This is a genomic window from Kitasatospora sp. NPDC001683 (assembly GCF_053596495.1).
Genome location: NZ_JBSFGK010000143.1, coordinates 1 through 12,895 on the forward strand (window position 1 = coordinate 1; position 12,895 = coordinate 12,895).

At 70.4% G+C, this 12,895-nt stretch carries 15 protein-coding genes and 3 pseudogenes; 12 read left to right on the forward strand and 6 right to left on the reverse strand.

The window, feature by feature from the left end:
- Positions 1 to 161: 161 nt before the first annotated feature.
- The 5 genes and pseudogenes from ACWCYO_RS37990 to ACWCYO_RS38010 all read left to right on the forward strand — a co-directional run bounded on the left by ACWCYO_RS37990 (position 162) and on the right by ACWCYO_RS38010 (position 3,353).
- Positions 162 to 560, forward strand: a complete 399-nt coding sequence (locus ACWCYO_RS37990; RefSeq protein ID WP_449786748.1) for a hypothetical protein — start codon at positions 162 to 164, stop codon at positions 558 to 560.
- 136 nt (positions 561 to 696) lie between these two features.
- Complete coding sequence (locus tag ACWCYO_RS37995) at positions 697 to 1,515, forward strand: S41 family peptidase (RefSeq protein ID WP_449786749.1); 819 nt, start codon at positions 697 to 699, stop codon at positions 1,513 to 1,515.
- 439 nt (positions 1,516 to 1,954) lie between these two features.
- Positions 1,955 to 2,659, forward strand: a complete 705-nt coding sequence (locus tag ACWCYO_RS38000; protein ID WP_270150461.1) for a hypothetical protein — start codon at positions 1,955 to 1,957, stop codon at positions 2,657 to 2,659.
- A gap of 63 nt (positions 2,660 to 2,722) precedes the next feature.
- Positions 2,723 to 2,800 (forward strand): annotated as a pseudogene (locus ACWCYO_RS38005) (PEP-CTERM sorting domain-containing protein); the annotation flags it as partial.
- A 304-nt stretch (positions 2,801 to 3,104) separates the two neighbouring features.
- Complete coding sequence (locus ACWCYO_RS38010; RefSeq protein ID WP_449786750.1) at positions 3,105 to 3,353, forward strand: hypothetical protein; 249 nt, start codon at positions 3,105 to 3,107, stop codon at positions 3,351 to 3,353.
- Positions 3,354 to 3,370: 17 nt separating this feature from the next.
- On the opposite strand, the gene ACWCYO_RS38015 is transcribed toward ACWCYO_RS38010, so the two are convergent.
- A complete protein-coding gene (locus ACWCYO_RS38015; RefSeq protein WP_449786751.1) occupies positions 3,371 to 3,952 on the reverse strand; it encodes a TetR/AcrR family transcriptional regulator in 582 nt (193 codons plus the stop codon).
- A 92-nt stretch (positions 3,953 to 4,044) separates the two neighbouring features.
- Between ACWCYO_RS38015 and ACWCYO_RS38020 the strand changes: the two genes are divergently transcribed.
- The 3 genes from ACWCYO_RS38020 (at position 4,045) to ACWCYO_RS38030 (ending at position 6,014) form a co-directional block, all read left to right on the forward strand.
- Positions 4,045 to 4,875, forward strand: a complete 831-nt coding sequence (locus tag ACWCYO_RS38020; RefSeq protein WP_449786752.1) for an oxidoreductase — start codon at positions 4,045 to 4,047, stop codon at positions 4,873 to 4,875.
- 143 nt (positions 4,876 to 5,018) lie between these two features.
- Positions 5,019 to 5,396, forward strand: a complete 378-nt coding sequence (locus ACWCYO_RS38025; RefSeq protein ID WP_449786753.1) for a hypothetical protein — start codon at positions 5,019 to 5,021, stop codon at positions 5,394 to 5,396.
- Between the two features lie 78 nt (positions 5,397 to 5,474).
- Complete coding sequence (locus ACWCYO_RS38030; RefSeq protein ID WP_449786754.1) at positions 5,475 to 6,014, forward strand: hypothetical protein; 540 nt, start codon at positions 5,475 to 5,477, stop codon at positions 6,012 to 6,014.
- Between the two features lie 156 nt (positions 6,015 to 6,170).
- On the opposite strand, the gene ACWCYO_RS38035 is transcribed toward ACWCYO_RS38030, so the two are convergent.
- Both ACWCYO_RS38035 and ACWCYO_RS38040 read right to left on the reverse strand, forming a co-directional pair.
- Positions 6,171 to 6,584, reverse strand: a complete 414-nt coding sequence (locus ACWCYO_RS38035; protein ID WP_449786755.1) for a hypothetical protein — start codon at positions 6,582 to 6,584, stop codon at positions 6,171 to 6,173.
- An 876-nt stretch (positions 6,585 to 7,460) separates the two neighbouring features.
- A pseudogene (locus tag ACWCYO_RS38040) lies at positions 7,461 to 7,586 on the reverse strand (arsenic transporter); the annotation flags it as partial.
- A gap of 172 nt (positions 7,587 to 7,758) precedes the next feature.
- Here ACWCYO_RS38040 and ACWCYO_RS38045 point away from each other — a divergent pair.
- Together ACWCYO_RS38045 and ACWCYO_RS38050 are read left to right on the forward strand one after the other, a co-directional pair.
- Positions 7,759 to 8,298, forward strand: a complete 540-nt coding sequence (locus tag ACWCYO_RS38045; RefSeq protein ID WP_449786756.1) for a hypothetical protein — start codon at positions 7,759 to 7,761, stop codon at positions 8,296 to 8,298.
- Positions 8,299 to 8,865: 567 nt separating this feature from the next.
- Positions 8,866 to 9,975 (forward strand): mechanosensitive ion channel family protein, encoded by a 1,110-nt coding sequence (locus ACWCYO_RS38050; RefSeq protein WP_449786757.1) that lies wholly within the window; start codon positions 8,866 to 8,868, stop codon positions 9,973 to 9,975.
- Positions 9,976 to 9,983: 8 nt separating this feature from the next.
- On the opposite strand, the pseudogene ACWCYO_RS38055 reads toward ACWCYO_RS38050, so the two are convergent.
- A pseudogene (locus ACWCYO_RS38055) lies at positions 9,984 to 10,134 on the reverse strand (ATP-binding protein); the annotation flags it as partial.
- Positions 10,135 to 10,295: 161 nt separating this feature from the next.
- Here ACWCYO_RS38055 and ACWCYO_RS38060 point away from each other — a divergent pair.
- Entirely contained in the window at positions 10,296 to 10,571 is a 276-nt protein-coding gene (locus ACWCYO_RS38060; protein WP_449786758.1) for a tetratricopeptide repeat protein, read from the forward strand.
- 61 nt (positions 10,572 to 10,632) lie between these two features.
- On the opposite strand, the gene ACWCYO_RS38065 is transcribed toward ACWCYO_RS38060, so the two are convergent.
- Complete coding sequence (locus ACWCYO_RS38065) at positions 10,633 to 11,073, reverse strand: helix-turn-helix domain-containing protein (RefSeq protein ID WP_449786759.1); 441 nt, start codon at positions 11,071 to 11,073, stop codon at positions 10,633 to 10,635.
- A complete protein-coding gene (locus ACWCYO_RS38070; RefSeq protein ID WP_449786760.1) occupies positions 11,012 to 11,359 on the reverse strand; it encodes a transposase family protein in 348 nt (115 codons plus the stop codon). Before ACWCYO_RS38070 ends, ACWCYO_RS38065 begins: the two co-directional genes overlap by 62 nt.
- Positions 11,360 to 12,168: 809 nt before the next feature.
- Between ACWCYO_RS38070 and ACWCYO_RS38075 the strand changes: the two genes are divergently transcribed.
- Complete coding sequence (locus ACWCYO_RS38075) at positions 12,169 to 12,867, forward strand: DUF1062 domain-containing protein (RefSeq protein ID WP_270150474.1); 699 nt, start codon at positions 12,169 to 12,171, stop codon at positions 12,865 to 12,867.
- The last annotated feature ends 28 nt before the right edge of the window (positions 12,868 to 12,895 follow it).

A 12,895-nucleotide genomic window follows, 5' to 3' on the forward strand; every position in this document is an offset into this window, starting at 1 on the left:
TGTTCCGGCGCAGCGCGGAGAAGCAGGAACCCACCGAGACGGTCAGACGACCGTGGTAGGAATCCCCGGCCTTTAGGCTGGGGAGCGGAAGTCAACTGAGCCTGGACCGCCACCCCGCAGCGGCACCCCGAACCCGGCGGCGCCGTGGCCGGAAGCCGTGGATGCCCTGGGGCGCACACCGTCCCGGCCGACGATCTCGGACACGCCAACGCCCGGGCCGGGCCGGGCCAGACCGGATCGACCTGCTGCTCTACTTCCTCACCCTGGGGCCGAACTGGCTGGACGGCGAGCAGCTCGCCGTGCGGCACGGGCGCGAGCACCTGCTCGACGTCGGGCGGATCCACTCGGCCTTCGTCGCCGACGCCCGGGAGCGTGGTGAGGCATGCGGACCGCTCGACCTCCTGCCCGCTCCGGCGCTGCCGGTCGCTCTTCCTGACTCTGGCCGAGGAACTGCACCTTCGGCCGGGCTGCAGAGCGGCTGCGCGTCCCCGTGGCGCGGCTCAGCCGAGTTCGAGGACGGCTGGTTCGTCGACTCCGGCCACGTCTGTCTTAACGAATGAACCCCTACGGACGATGGGGCGGAGCAGCTGGAGGCCGTCCGGGAGGCGAACGCCTCGCTGCGCGCGTGCTGGACGTGTGGGGGGCTCGATCGGCGGAAATGTGGCTGGCCCCTGCCGGCAGCGGTCAGGGGGATGCATGCGTTCACGACACCGCTGGGTGATAGCCGTCTGGGCTGCAGTGTTGCTCGCGGGCTGTGCCTCGACGCCGTCGCCGCGTGAGGGCGCCCGTCTCTCGCCCGAGGCTCGCGGCTACCTCATCGAGGCCCTGGACCTCATGCAGCAGCAGTCGCTGCGCAGGGCCGAGGTGGACTGGAAGGCCGTCCGTGCCCAGGCCTTCGACCGCGCCGGCGATGCCCGCACTGCGGCCGAGACGTATCCCGCGATCGAAGGCGCCCTGGTCGCACTCGGCGACCACCACAGTCGCTTCTTTCCACCCGCCCGGGCCGGCCAGGTCTACGGCGACCCCGACGTCGTCAACGCACCGACGGCGCGCCAACTCCCCAACCGGATCGGCTACCTGGCACTTCCCCCGGTGAACGGCTCGGACCGCACCTACGCCGAGTACGTCCGCCAGGGTCGCATTGCGGCCGCCGCGACGGACCGGGCGGGCGCCTGCGGGTGGGTGGTGGACCTGCGCGACGAGACCGGCGGCGGGATGTGGGCGCCGCTCGCGGTGGCGGCGCCGATCCTCGGGGACGGCCCGGCCGGCGGCTTCGTCACTCCGGACGGCAAACGGACCGTGTGGTCGATCCGCGGCGGTGCGCCGTACCTGGACGACACCCCGCAGGCCTGGACGGGTTCTAGATATTGGGCAGCACCGGTCCTGCCAGGGTGGCGTCATCGGTGCTGCTACCCCCCGCTGTGCGGCGGGGCTGTTCGAGCGGGCGACGGCCTGGGTCGCCGGACTCGGCGAAGGCCGCCCGGGCTCGCGCGTCACGCGCGAAGCCACCTGTAGGGAGCCTTCGGCGTCCGGAAGGTCCCGCGTCTACTTCTCTGGCTACTGCTCTTAAAGGGGTTCGCGTGGTGCGGCCACCCCTGCCGCCGGAACGAGCCGCCCGCGCCACCCAAGGTCGGGGCGATCCCGCTGCGCACTACTCGATCGGCCCCGCCGCGGTCCGGGGCGGCGTGGCCCGCAGCCGGTCTCACTCATTCGGGGAAAGCCGGGACAAGCGCGCGGTGATGACGGCAGGGTGGCCGCGACAACCCGTTCGCTGGCTCCGGCCTGGGCCGCACCAGACCAGCAGTGAGTTCGATGCGCGCGAACGAGCAAGCCCCAGACGGGGTCGGCCCGGCCTTTCGGGGTGCCCCACGACCCGCTGCCGGCAGGGGCCAGCCAGTTCGCAGGTTCGGGATTGTCCGCGAGCCGCCGACCGACCTATGAGAGGGATGAAGCAGTGGGGATCAGTGCGCAGGTGAGCGTGAGTGCTCCGGGAATCGAGATGCCCGACGTACTCGTCACCTTCGGGATCGACTTCCCGCGTCAGCGCAAACGTCCGCTGCGGGAGGGCTACGGCCAGTCGGTGGAGCTGCCGGCGGTGATCGACATCGTCGCCGCCATCGGGGCCGGCACCATCACGGCTGCGGAGGCGCGCGAGCTGCTTCTGCGTCTCGCCGGTCACGTGTACGACCAGTGGGACCTGCGCGAGTACGAGCAGCACGACGACCTCCTCGCCTGGTGCGTCCGAAACGGCGGGTGCCCCGACTGCGAGAAGTACGGCGACCGCTTCGAGCCGCACCTCGACGCCTTGGCCGAGCGGTGGCGTCGCTACAACACCCCGGACGAGTACCCGTTCACCGTGGGCCGCTCCGCAGGACTGCACGAAACAACCTGTCCCGTGGTGCGGCGCACCATGCCGACAGAGTGGAGCCGACCGGTCGGCGAGGAGTACGTGCAAGAGCGCCGGCTCTTCTGCCACCAACAGAACCTGCGATACGGCGGTACCAAAGCCGACTTCGAGTTCGAGATGGCGGCGACGAAGACAGACAGCGGCTGGACGGTCATGACCGTCGAAGAGACCCGCGTGTGGGAGGCTCGGCACACCGGCCCGAAGGGCGGCCGGAAGTACCGGCGCTGCCAGCGCTGCGCGCCGACGCCGTAGAACTGATTACCGCCCGCGCCGCAGGCGAAGACTCCGAGCACACCAGTCAGTGCGTCCTCATCGGTCTGGATAGGTCTGCTGGTCGGCGGAGCCGAGGATGGTTTCGGTGGGTGGCGTCGACGACGGCGGACCCCAGCCTGATGGCACATCCGTTAAGCGAACTGTCGGCGTGCGACGTCTTGTTCTGTACCTGATGCTTTCGGACGGCTTGCGAGCGGTTCCGGACAGTGGTCGCGACACGAACAGGCCAGGCTTGCGAAGTGTGGATGGACGTTCGTAGGCGGCCACGGGGGTCGCCGGGGAGGGACTTCATCATGCTTCCGCAAGCTCGCGACAGCGGCGGCCGCGACGGCGCTCGCCGCTTCCGCTCTGGCCGCAACCGCTCCTGTAGCGGCGGCGGACACCGCCGTGCCGCAGGCCTCTGTCGACCGCCATCGAGGTCGGGATGCTCTTCAAGGGCTACGACAAGGCGGTCGCCGAAGCGAACGGCTACACCATCGAGACCAGCGCGCAAGGCTTCGAGTACTCCGTCAAGAAGAACGCCACTGACTCTGAGGACGCTGCGGCTCAGCAGCTCGCCGCCGCGCGGTGGGGTGGCTTTGTTCACGAGTTGCGACAGCGGATGTACGCGACTTTGAACAGCACCATGAACCGGTCGTGTTCGATGTTCACGAGAAGCGACAACACGGCCTGATGCGGCATCGGGTCTGCTCAGCGTCGGTTGCCTGCCGGCCGGGCTCTGGTGGTCAGCCCGGGGGTGACCAGGGCGAGCCAACGGGCCCGAGCCGCGGGCGGGTGGTCGGTGGGAGCGGTGGAGAACAGCAGGTAGATGTCACCGACGGAGACGTCGGGGTGGATGTCGCCGTCGGACTGGCCAGCCCGGATGAGTGTGGCGACGGCGTTGCTGCCGCGGTCCTCGTCGGCGCGGTCGCCCGGCTCCGCGCCGAGCGTCTGGGCGGCCGCCTTCACGGCGCGGTCGGTGACGGACTGCTCGATGACGCGGCCGAGGAAGGCGGTCAGCTCGTCCGCGGCCCGGGCTCCGGCGGCGACGCGGGCGAGGACGGCTTCGGCGTCGTCGGCGACACGGGCGACGCACTCGGCAACGACGGCGGCGACCAGGTCCGTCTTGGTGGGGAAGTGCCGGTACAGGGTGCCCACGGCCACGCCCGCAGCGGCTGCTATCTCGTCCATGCCGACCTCGGGGCCGTGCTGGGTGATCTGCTCACCGGCGGCGGTGAGGATCTTCCGTCGGTTGCGGACCGCGTCGGCGCGCGGCGCCCTGGCCTGGGTCACGGAACTCGCCTGCCCTTTCACTTGCATCAAGATGAACCAAGGTTCAGGATAATCGTGAACCCCAGTTCATCTTACGTGTGAGGACTACCGCCATGCCCGCCAAGACCGCCCTCGTCACCGGTGCCTCCTCCGGCATCGGCGAGGCCACCGCCCTCAAGCTCGACGAGCTCGGCTACACCGTCTACGGAGCCGCCCGCCGCACCGACCGCCTGGCCACGCTCGCCGACCGCGGCATCCGCCCGCTGGCCATGGACGTCACCCACGACGCCTCCATGCAGACCGGCATCGACAAGATCATCGCGGAGACCGGTCGGATCGACGTGCTCGTCAACAACGCCGGATACGGCTCCTACGGTGCCCTCGAAGACGTGCCCCTGGACGAGGGCCGCTACCAGTTCGAGGTCAACGTCTTCGGCGCGATCCGCCTGACCCAGCTCGTCCTGCCCCACATGCGCACCCAGCGCGCCGGCACCGTCGTCAACGTCACCTCCATCGGCGGCAAGATCCACACCCCGCTCGGCGGCTGGTACCACGGCACCAAGTTCGCCCTCGAAGCCCTCAGCGACTGCCTGCGCCTGGAGGCCAAGCCCTTCGGCATCGACGTCGTCGTCATCGAACCGGGCGGCATCGCCACCGAATGGGGTGCCATCGCCGCCGCCAAGCTGGAGAAGTCCTCCACCAGCGGCGCCTACGCCACCCAAGCCGCCGCCGTCGCCTCCTCCCTGCGCTCCGAGGCCAACGCCAACCGCAACTCCCCGCCCTCCGTCATCGCCGACGCCATCGCCAAGGCCGTCACCGCCCGCCGCCCCAAGACCCGCTACGCCAGCGGCTTCGGCGCCCGCCCCCTCATCGCCCTGCGCCGCCTCCTGCCCGACCGCACCTTCGACACCGTCATCTCCCGCGCCATCGGCCTGCCGCGCTGAACCATCCGGGACAGTCGAGGTCGGCAGGGTGCTGTCGAATCTCGCGAACTGTTCGACGGCCGTCGCGGCTCAAGTGCCTCCCAAACTCGTCAACAAATGCTGTCGCAACTCGTGAACAGAGCCAGTGGGGCATCAAGCCGGCCGTGAAGCCCGGCCACGACGTCGCTGACGACTACAGCGACTACTACAACCCGCAGTGCGGCACCGCCTGGCTGTCCGGCACGGCGGTGGGCAACCTCAGCGTCGACCTCAACACCGGGTTCACCCTCAACCCCAACCAGCGGGCGATCTTCTACTACTGGGAGGTCGGCCTGTCCGACTCCGGCGGCGTCAGCCACCAGACCTGGGCCCCCTCCGGCCTCCTGGAGCGCCAGAAGTGGAACGGCAGCCGGCACGTCGGAGGCCTGTCACCCAGCAACGGCCAGGCCTGGGTCGAGAGCACCAGCTACGCCACGCTCGACGACGGCTCGAGTTGCTACCCGGCCCCGGGCGCGGTGATCGTCCACTACGGCATCTTCTGATCTGACAAACCGCCGTGCGTGTAGGGCTTCTCCTAGCAGGTTGCCTGGAGAAGCCCCCACGCTAGGAAGGACAGCACCGTGTTCCGCATCCCGCCGGGAGCCGACCAGCCCAGGCCCTCCGTTCCCACTCACGACGAAACGTTGCGCGAGTTCGGCCGACCCGTCGCAGCACTGGCCCGCCCGGAGCCCGGATGGACGGTCCTGCTCGGCCGAGAGGGCACCGACGGCTACCTGACCGACGTCGATCTCCAGTACGCCCACCAGCGCACCTACCGCGTCCGCGTCCGCACCACCCGCCCCGCACCGGCCAACTCCAGGATCAAGCCCTTCTTGAGCCTGGACGACATCCTCGGCACCACGATCGCCAACTTCACCGAGGAAGAAGACCTCGACCCCATGGCATCAGTCGAGGCAATCCTGAACCCCGTCCCCACCACATCCGGGGAGGCGGTGCTGCGCCTCGACGGCCAGGAACACACCGTCCGTACGGCGACCCGGGACGGGTTCTTCGCAGCCATCCTCGAACTAAGCGACCAGACCATCGCCGTGGCGGCACCGGAGACGCTGCGCGACCTCGCCCTAGAACTGACCTGGATTCGGCCCGGCCGGCCCCTGTAAACAGGGGTCCGCGGCCACCCCCGTTCGTCTGGTGCGGCTGCCTGCTGTCGGGCCGGCACGCCTGGGCGCGGCGTTGCGTTGCTTCGCCCGTACCCGGCCGGTCGGGTGCCGCCGCCGTCCGTCTCGGGGCTGCCGGAATCCGGCCGCAGCCCGGTGTCAGGCGTGGGTGTGGGGGACGGGTTCGCCGGTGAGGGCGTCGGTCAGGGCCCGGGTGCCGAGGGGTTGGTGCAGGACGACGGTGAGCTCGGCGATGCCGCCGTCCTCGCATCCGATGTTCGGGCCCGAGGCGTCCCGGCGCCGGAGCAGCAGTGTCACCTGCTCGGCCGTCTCCCGTGCCACCAGGTCGGGCTTGTAGTCGCAGCCGCTCCAGGCGACCTCCATCGAGATCGTGCGGTCGTCCGCCGCGACGGTGGTGTTCTTCGTGGACGGGTCGGCGAGCGCGATACGGCGCAGGACCGAGGCGTCACTCCGCTTGAACGGGAGTGGATAGTCGGAATCACGTTCCCTCGCCTCGCATGCCGCCACCATGACCACGATCAAGCCCACCGCAGCGATCAAGCGCTTGCGCACCGTCAGTTTCACGTCCTCGCCTTCCCCGTGTCGTCGATCAGGGTAGGTCCGCCGGTCGGCGAAGCCACGGGCGGTGTCAGTGGGTGGCGTCCACGGCGACGCCGACGAGCTGGAGGATGGCGTGCCCCCAGTGGTTGTGCGGTTGGACGGCGGCGGTTCCTCCCCTGCGGGGCTGTTGGCTGTGTGGGCGTCCGGCAATGCCGGCCGCACCGCCTGGGTCGGCCGCCACTAGGCCGCACCCGGACCCGTCGAACGGCTGTGAGCAATCCGTCGTCCGCCCGGCGGCCCCCGGCCCCGGGCGTGGCCCGTGCCCTCGGCCCCAAGCAGCGCCCCAGGGCCGCCACAACCGTCCTGGCGCCACCCGCCGCTGTCCCGGGCCCACCGGTCCACCCCGGACACCCCACAGCCCGCCCCACAGCCCGCCGGGCAGGCCGCCGGCGTCATCGCCGCCCTGCGCCACATCCCCACCCCGGCCGCCGTCCTCGAGTCCGCGCTTTCACCTCGCCCCGGCTCTGCTGGAGCGCCCCGCTCCTCCTGGAGGCCGCCGCCGGCACCGCCGTCGTCGCTCGCCCCCACATCCGCTGAAGGACGAGTGGTTTCCCGGCGACCGGCACCCGAAACCGGTCCGGCTCCGGTGCTCTGTCTGCGGCGCCGATCCCTCCGACATCGATCGCTGGTGGCAGGCTTTCCTCCACCGCTTAGTCTAAGGGGCCTGATAGTCCAACCCCGAAGCCGGAGCCGGCACTTCATGATGTTAAAGAAACGACCATGAAACAAACAGGCGGGAAACGAGCGTGTAAGAGCCGCGAGGTGGTGGACCGCCGAACAGAATGCGCCCGAAACGCGTTTCCATTGCGCCCCAGCCGGGTCCGCCCCCAGGTCGGTGGGCACGGCGAGCAGGCCGAGGCGGGTGAACTCGGCGAGGTCGACCTCGTGCTCGTGGACGATCCGCCGCCACAGAAGGGTGGCCAGTGATCCGGCGTAGGTGAGGTTGGGGCCGATGGCATTGGAGATCCACACGGGCGCCCAGCGGCTGTCCGCTGTGAGCAGGCGTACGCCCGCTCACAGGTGCTCGGTGCGCGAGCGGTCCTCACCCGTTCAGGTGATGGGCCTTGTGACGGGCGATTCTTACCGTGTCAGAGGCATATCCCATCGGCTTCACCCCGGAGGAACCATGTCAACCCTGCGCACCAGTCTCACCAGCATCGCGGCGCTGCTGCTCGTGGGTGCCACGACCACGGCAGCCATCCAGAGCGACGCGAACGCGGCCCCGACCGCCCCGGCCGCGAACAGCGGGATCGCGAAGCTCCACTCGATCGTCAACCTGCCGCCCGGCACCTGGACCGACACCCCGTTGGAGATCACGCTTCCCCGGGCTGGCACGTACGAGCTCGACGCGGACGTCCGTGGACGCCTCGCGGGCATTCCGTCGCTCAACGTCTACATGAGCGCGCGACTGTGGAACGTCACGGCCGCCGCCGAGGTGCCGGAGAGCGAGCGGCTCGTCTACCAGATCATCAACGGGAACCCGGGCGACGCCCAGGCGGGCGGCAACCAGACCGCGCCGATCAGCGAGCTGATCAGGGTCAGCGGGCCGACAACGATCCGGCTGCAGGCCCAGGAGATCAACGCCGTCGGGGCGGCCACCGTCGCGCAGGTCTACTCCGATGGCGTTGGCTTCACCGCGCTCCGCTACGACCGGGTCGGCCCCTGATATCGGCGCTTCCCGATCGAGCACCGCACGCTCGGCGGCAGCCAGCCCCGGGCTCCGATTCGGTGTTTCGTGGGTAATCGCCTGTGAAACACCTCGGCAGCCTCCCGCCGGTCCGGCGAACCCGGTGCCGCTGCACTGGTTTCAGAAGGACGCCGTCGCGGCCGCAGTGCGCGAGGTGAAGGCTGGAGGTCGGACGATGGTGGTCGCCGCGACCGGCTCCGGCAAGGCAGGACAAGGTCCGCATCGACGGGAAGCTGACCGACCGGCAGAGCGCGCTCCTGGACGCGCGCCACCGGCACGCCGAGACCGTCGCGGGCTGACCTGCCCTGCATACCCCGCCGTCCTGGCGCCGCGCACCAGCGGCGAGTCGAGGACCGGAAGGCCGGCGTTCCGGCTCTGGCGGCAGCCGGACGGTGGGGCAGGATTGGCAGTCCGTTCGGATCCGAGCATCCGATCCAGCGGAGCTGCACACGAACACGACCTGACAGGCGACAAGGTGACGACACAGCACGTACGGCGGCCGACGACGGCCCTTTGCCTCGCCCTCCACGCTGCGGGGGCGGGACGGTGACCCGGGACCTGGTCCTGCACGACTGGGTGGTGGCCGGCATCGCGCTGGCCTCCGGCTGTGTGGCCGGTCTGGTGCTGCGGGCTCTGATGAAATGGCTGGGCAAGCACGCCAGCAGGACCAAGTGGAGCGGGGACGACATCATCGTCGACGCGTTGCGCACCATCGTCCCCTGGGCGGCCGTGGTCGCCGGGGCCGAGGTGGCAGCTTCGGCCCTGCCGCTCACCGCGCGGATCGGGGGGCTGGTCGGCCAGTCGCTGACGGCCGTGCTCATCGTCATCGCGACGCTCAGCGCGGCCCGGGTGGTGACCGGGCTGGTGCAGTCGGTGGCCGCGTCCCGCACGGGCGTCGCGGCGTCCGCGTCCATCTTCGTCAACATCACCCGGGTCGTGGTGCTGTCGATGGGCGTCCTCGTGGCCCTGGAGACCCTCGGTGTGTCCATCGCCCCGCTGGTCACCGCCCTCGGGGTGGGCGGTCTCGCGGTCGCGCTGGCCCTGCAGGACACCCTCGCCAACCTCTTCGCGGGTGTGCACATCCTCGCCTCGAAGACGGTCCAGCCGGGTGACTACATCCGGCTCACCAGCGGGGAGGAGGGATACGTCGTCGACATCAACTGGCGCAACAGCGTGGTGCGCAACCTGTCGAACAACCTGGTGATCATCCCCAACGGCCGCTTGGCGCGGACGAACATGACGAACTACTCCCAGCCCGAGCAGAAGCTGTCGATCCTGGTCCAGGCCGGGGTCGGCTACGACAGCGACCTGGAGCACGTGGAGAGGGTCACCCTCGATGTCGTCGACAGCGTGATGGCCGACGTCAGCGGTGGCGTGCCCGACCACGAGGCCGCCGTCCGTTTCCACACCTTCGCGGACTCCAGGATCAACTTCACGGTGATCCTGGGCGTCGGTGAGTTCAGCGACCAGTACCGGATCAAGCACGAGTTCATCAAGCGCCTGCACCAGCGGTACCGGACGGAGGGCATCTCGATCCCCGCGCCCACACGCACGGTCTCGCTCCAGCAGGACGGGCCTGGCGCACCGTCGTCCCTCCCGCCGGTTCCGCACCAGTGGGAAGAGCCGTCCGAGGTGCTGCCGGACCGGCGGCGGTAGCCGGCGCGGGGGAAGAGGGGATACCAGTCGCTGGGTGCCCGGTTGCTGGTAATGATCAGCGAGCGTCCCTGGCGTTCGGAGACAAGTTCGTAGAGGTCATCGGCCTGGGCGGTGGTCAGCTGGCGCATCCGCGAAGTCGTCGAGGATCAGTACGTCGGGGCCCCGTCGTCCACGCCGAGACGCGGAAGGCCGGCGCGACGCTGCACGCCGCCCACTCCCGGGACCCCAACAGTATGATCACCGCCGCGAGCCGGCGGAGGGCCGGAGCGACGGGGGAGAGGGACGGATGCTGGCGTGGTGGCGCAACCGGTCGCGGAGCCGTGCCCGACTCCCTGGCCGCCAAGGCGAACCGCCTCGCGGCCGACGGGCTGTGGGCCGGGGCCGAAGCCGCCCTGCGGCAGGTCGTCCGGCTGCGCACCGACGAGCTGGGCCCGCAGGCGCCGGCCACCCTGGCCGCGCGCGGCGAACTGGCGGCGGCCCTGGCCGCGTTGGGGCGCCACGAGGAGGCCGAGGACGAGCTACGGGCCGTGCGGGCGTCGGCTGCCGGGCTGCGTTGGGTGGACGGCTGCTCGACGTCGACCGTTGCGGCGGACTGATCGACGGCATCATCACCCTCCACGACCCACCCAGCCGACGAACCCCCACCCGTTGCTCCACTCACCGCCTGCCGCCCTGGGCCCAATGCCGGTGACTTCGGTGTCCCTGGCTCGTTGGTTGTGGTGTGGCGAGGGTGGGGCAGGTCAAGTCGCCTGCGGGTGACCGGTTGACGGCCTCCTGCTCGTCCACCACGCCATCCGACAGCTGATGCACCAGGCCGCCCTCCGGGGGGCGAGCTTGACGGGCCGCGGGGCCTGCGGGCCCTTTCATCATGTCCTGCCACTTCTCGGCCTCCGCGTAGCGGCGCACGGTGTTGCGACTCCAGCCGAGGTGCTTCGCGACGGCGCGCTGACTCATCCCGCCGGCCAAGAGCCGGTGGGCGAGGGCGTGGTTGGCGCGCCGCCGTTCGGCGACGCGCCCGGCCGGGTCCACCAGGGCGTCATCGGCGTTGCCGGCCGCGGCAGTCAACGGATTCTCCCACTGGGGTTCGGGCTCCGGCACGGTCGACGAACGTCCGCCGCTGGCACACCAGGGCCTGGCAGACGAAGCGGCGCACCCGCAGGGCAACCGTCACGGGCCGCCCGCAGCTGGGCAGATCCGACGGATAGCGCAGGTAGGAGCCGTGGACCCGCTCAGACCACGTCCCGCAGTCCGGGCAGGACGCACCCGGAGCAGTCACGCGGGCGGCGATCCGCACCACCGCACCGGGCGCTTCGACACCGACGACCTCCACCTGGGGCAGCGACGGGAACAGCAACTCACCGAGCCACGACCACGATTGCGACACAGCCGCCGAATGTCAGCCAGCCAGGTGACTCGACCGACCAGTTCCGGACGATCTCCAGGCCCCGCCACCGCGCATGATCCGTCACCCAGTGTCACCGGTCACAGAACCTGGGCCAGACCCCGCGATCGGCTCCACCCTCGCCTGGAGCGGCGCCGTCTGCTCGCCCTCGCAGTGCTCCTGTTCATGCGCAACATCACGATCCCCACGTCCGCGAGCCGCCGTATCGAGCCAACCGCCCGCACCGCGACGCCGACGACCGGCGAGTCCGCTGCATGACCCACAGCGCCGCGAATCCAATCAGATCCGATGGTGATTGCCGCCGGCCTGCTGCGCCGTCCCGTTACCGGCCGCCGTCGGCTGTCCCACCGTGGCTCCGCTGCCGGACCGACACGCCGAGACCCTCCTGACCCGCCCCGCGCTCCGTCGACCACGATTCCGTTCGCGGGCGACGCCGCCCTTCTCGGCCTGTCTGGAGGCCGTTGTCAGAAAGTGCGGGGCTGCTGCGTCCCGCGTGCCCGCTTGCTGTGCTGGCGTCTGGGCCGGGTCCGTGCGTGCTCGGGCCGGGGCTGCGCCGTTGCTCGCCTCGGCCAAAATGCGGTTGCCGCGGGCCTCCGCCTCGATCATGATCGCCCGCATGGACTTTTGATGACTGCCGCGTAGTACGTACCTGTCGCGCGATCGACCTCGGAGCCTGACGACCCGGCCCAGGGGCGATCGGTTGCGCCCCTCGTGAGCATCCGTCAGAGAGCGGGAGCGGCCGAGCGAGTTCGGCATGCCCTCCTGCTCAGTCCTGAAAGCAACCACCACACATGAATACCGACCGCAAGGCCCTGTGGGCCGTGCGTCAGTCCGCCCTGCCCACCGTCGTTCGGCCCTGCCCGGACTGCCCCGGCACGCGGCACCGCGCCTCGGGGAAGATCCGCGTCAACGCGAACGGCAAGCTGCTCGACGTCTGGCTGCTGCTGAGCTGTGCGTCGTGTGATCGCACGTCGAAGGTGCCCGTCCACGAGCGCGCCCACGTCTCGACGCTGGAGCCGGCCCGGCTGGTCGCGTACGAGATCAACGACCCGGCCGCGGTACGGGAGTTGGTGATGAGCGCGTCGCTCGCGGCCAAGAACCGGTACCGGCTCGATTGGGCCGGCACCTGGGAGCTGGAGACCCGCATGCCGCTGTACGCGCTCGACGATCCGAGCCCGCTCTCGATATCGGTGGGCTTCGAGCTGCCCGCGCCGATCCGGGTGGAGCGGCTGCTCCAACTCGGTCTCGGGCTGAGCCGTGCCGAGGTGCGCCGTCTGGTCGCGGACGGGTGGATCCGCCTGCCGTTCGCGCCGGACGCCAAGGCGCACCAGGACTTCGAACTCACCATCCACGGCCCTGGTTCCGTCGATGCGGCGAAGCCCGCGAAGGCTGTCGACCTGCCGACCGGCGAACGCACCGCCCCGGCCCGGATCGGGCTGCCGCCCGCGCCCGGCGGGGTACTTCCGCGTCGGGCATCGGCGCACTCCTAGGAGCTCCGTGGCTGCGCGGCCCCGAACC

Bases quoted from the DNA above. Each gene is read 5' to 3' on its own strand.
- ACWCYO_RS38020 (WP_449786752.1), top strand. From the start codon at position 4,045: ATGCCCGCCAAGACCGCCCTCGTCACCGGTGCCTCCTCCGGCATCGGC.
- ACWCYO_RS38010 (WP_449786750.1), top strand. From the start codon at position 3,105: ATGCTCTTCAAGGGCTACGACAAGGCGGTCGCCGAAGCGAACGGCTAC.
- ACWCYO_RS38075 (WP_270150474.1), top strand. From the start codon at position 12,169: ATGAATACCGACCGCAAGGCCCTGTGGGCCGTGCGTCAGTCCGCCCTG.
- ACWCYO_RS37990 (WP_449786748.1), top strand. From the start codon at position 162: ATGCCCTGGGGCGCACACCGTCCCGGCCGACGATCTCGGACACGCCAA.
- ACWCYO_RS37995 (WP_449786749.1), top strand. From the start codon at position 697: ATGCGTTCACGACACCGCTGGGTGATAGCCGTCTGGGCTGCAGTGTTG.
- ACWCYO_RS38045 (WP_449786756.1), top strand. From the start codon at position 7,759: ATGTCAACCCTGCGCACCAGTCTCACCAGCATCGCGGCGCTGCTGCTC.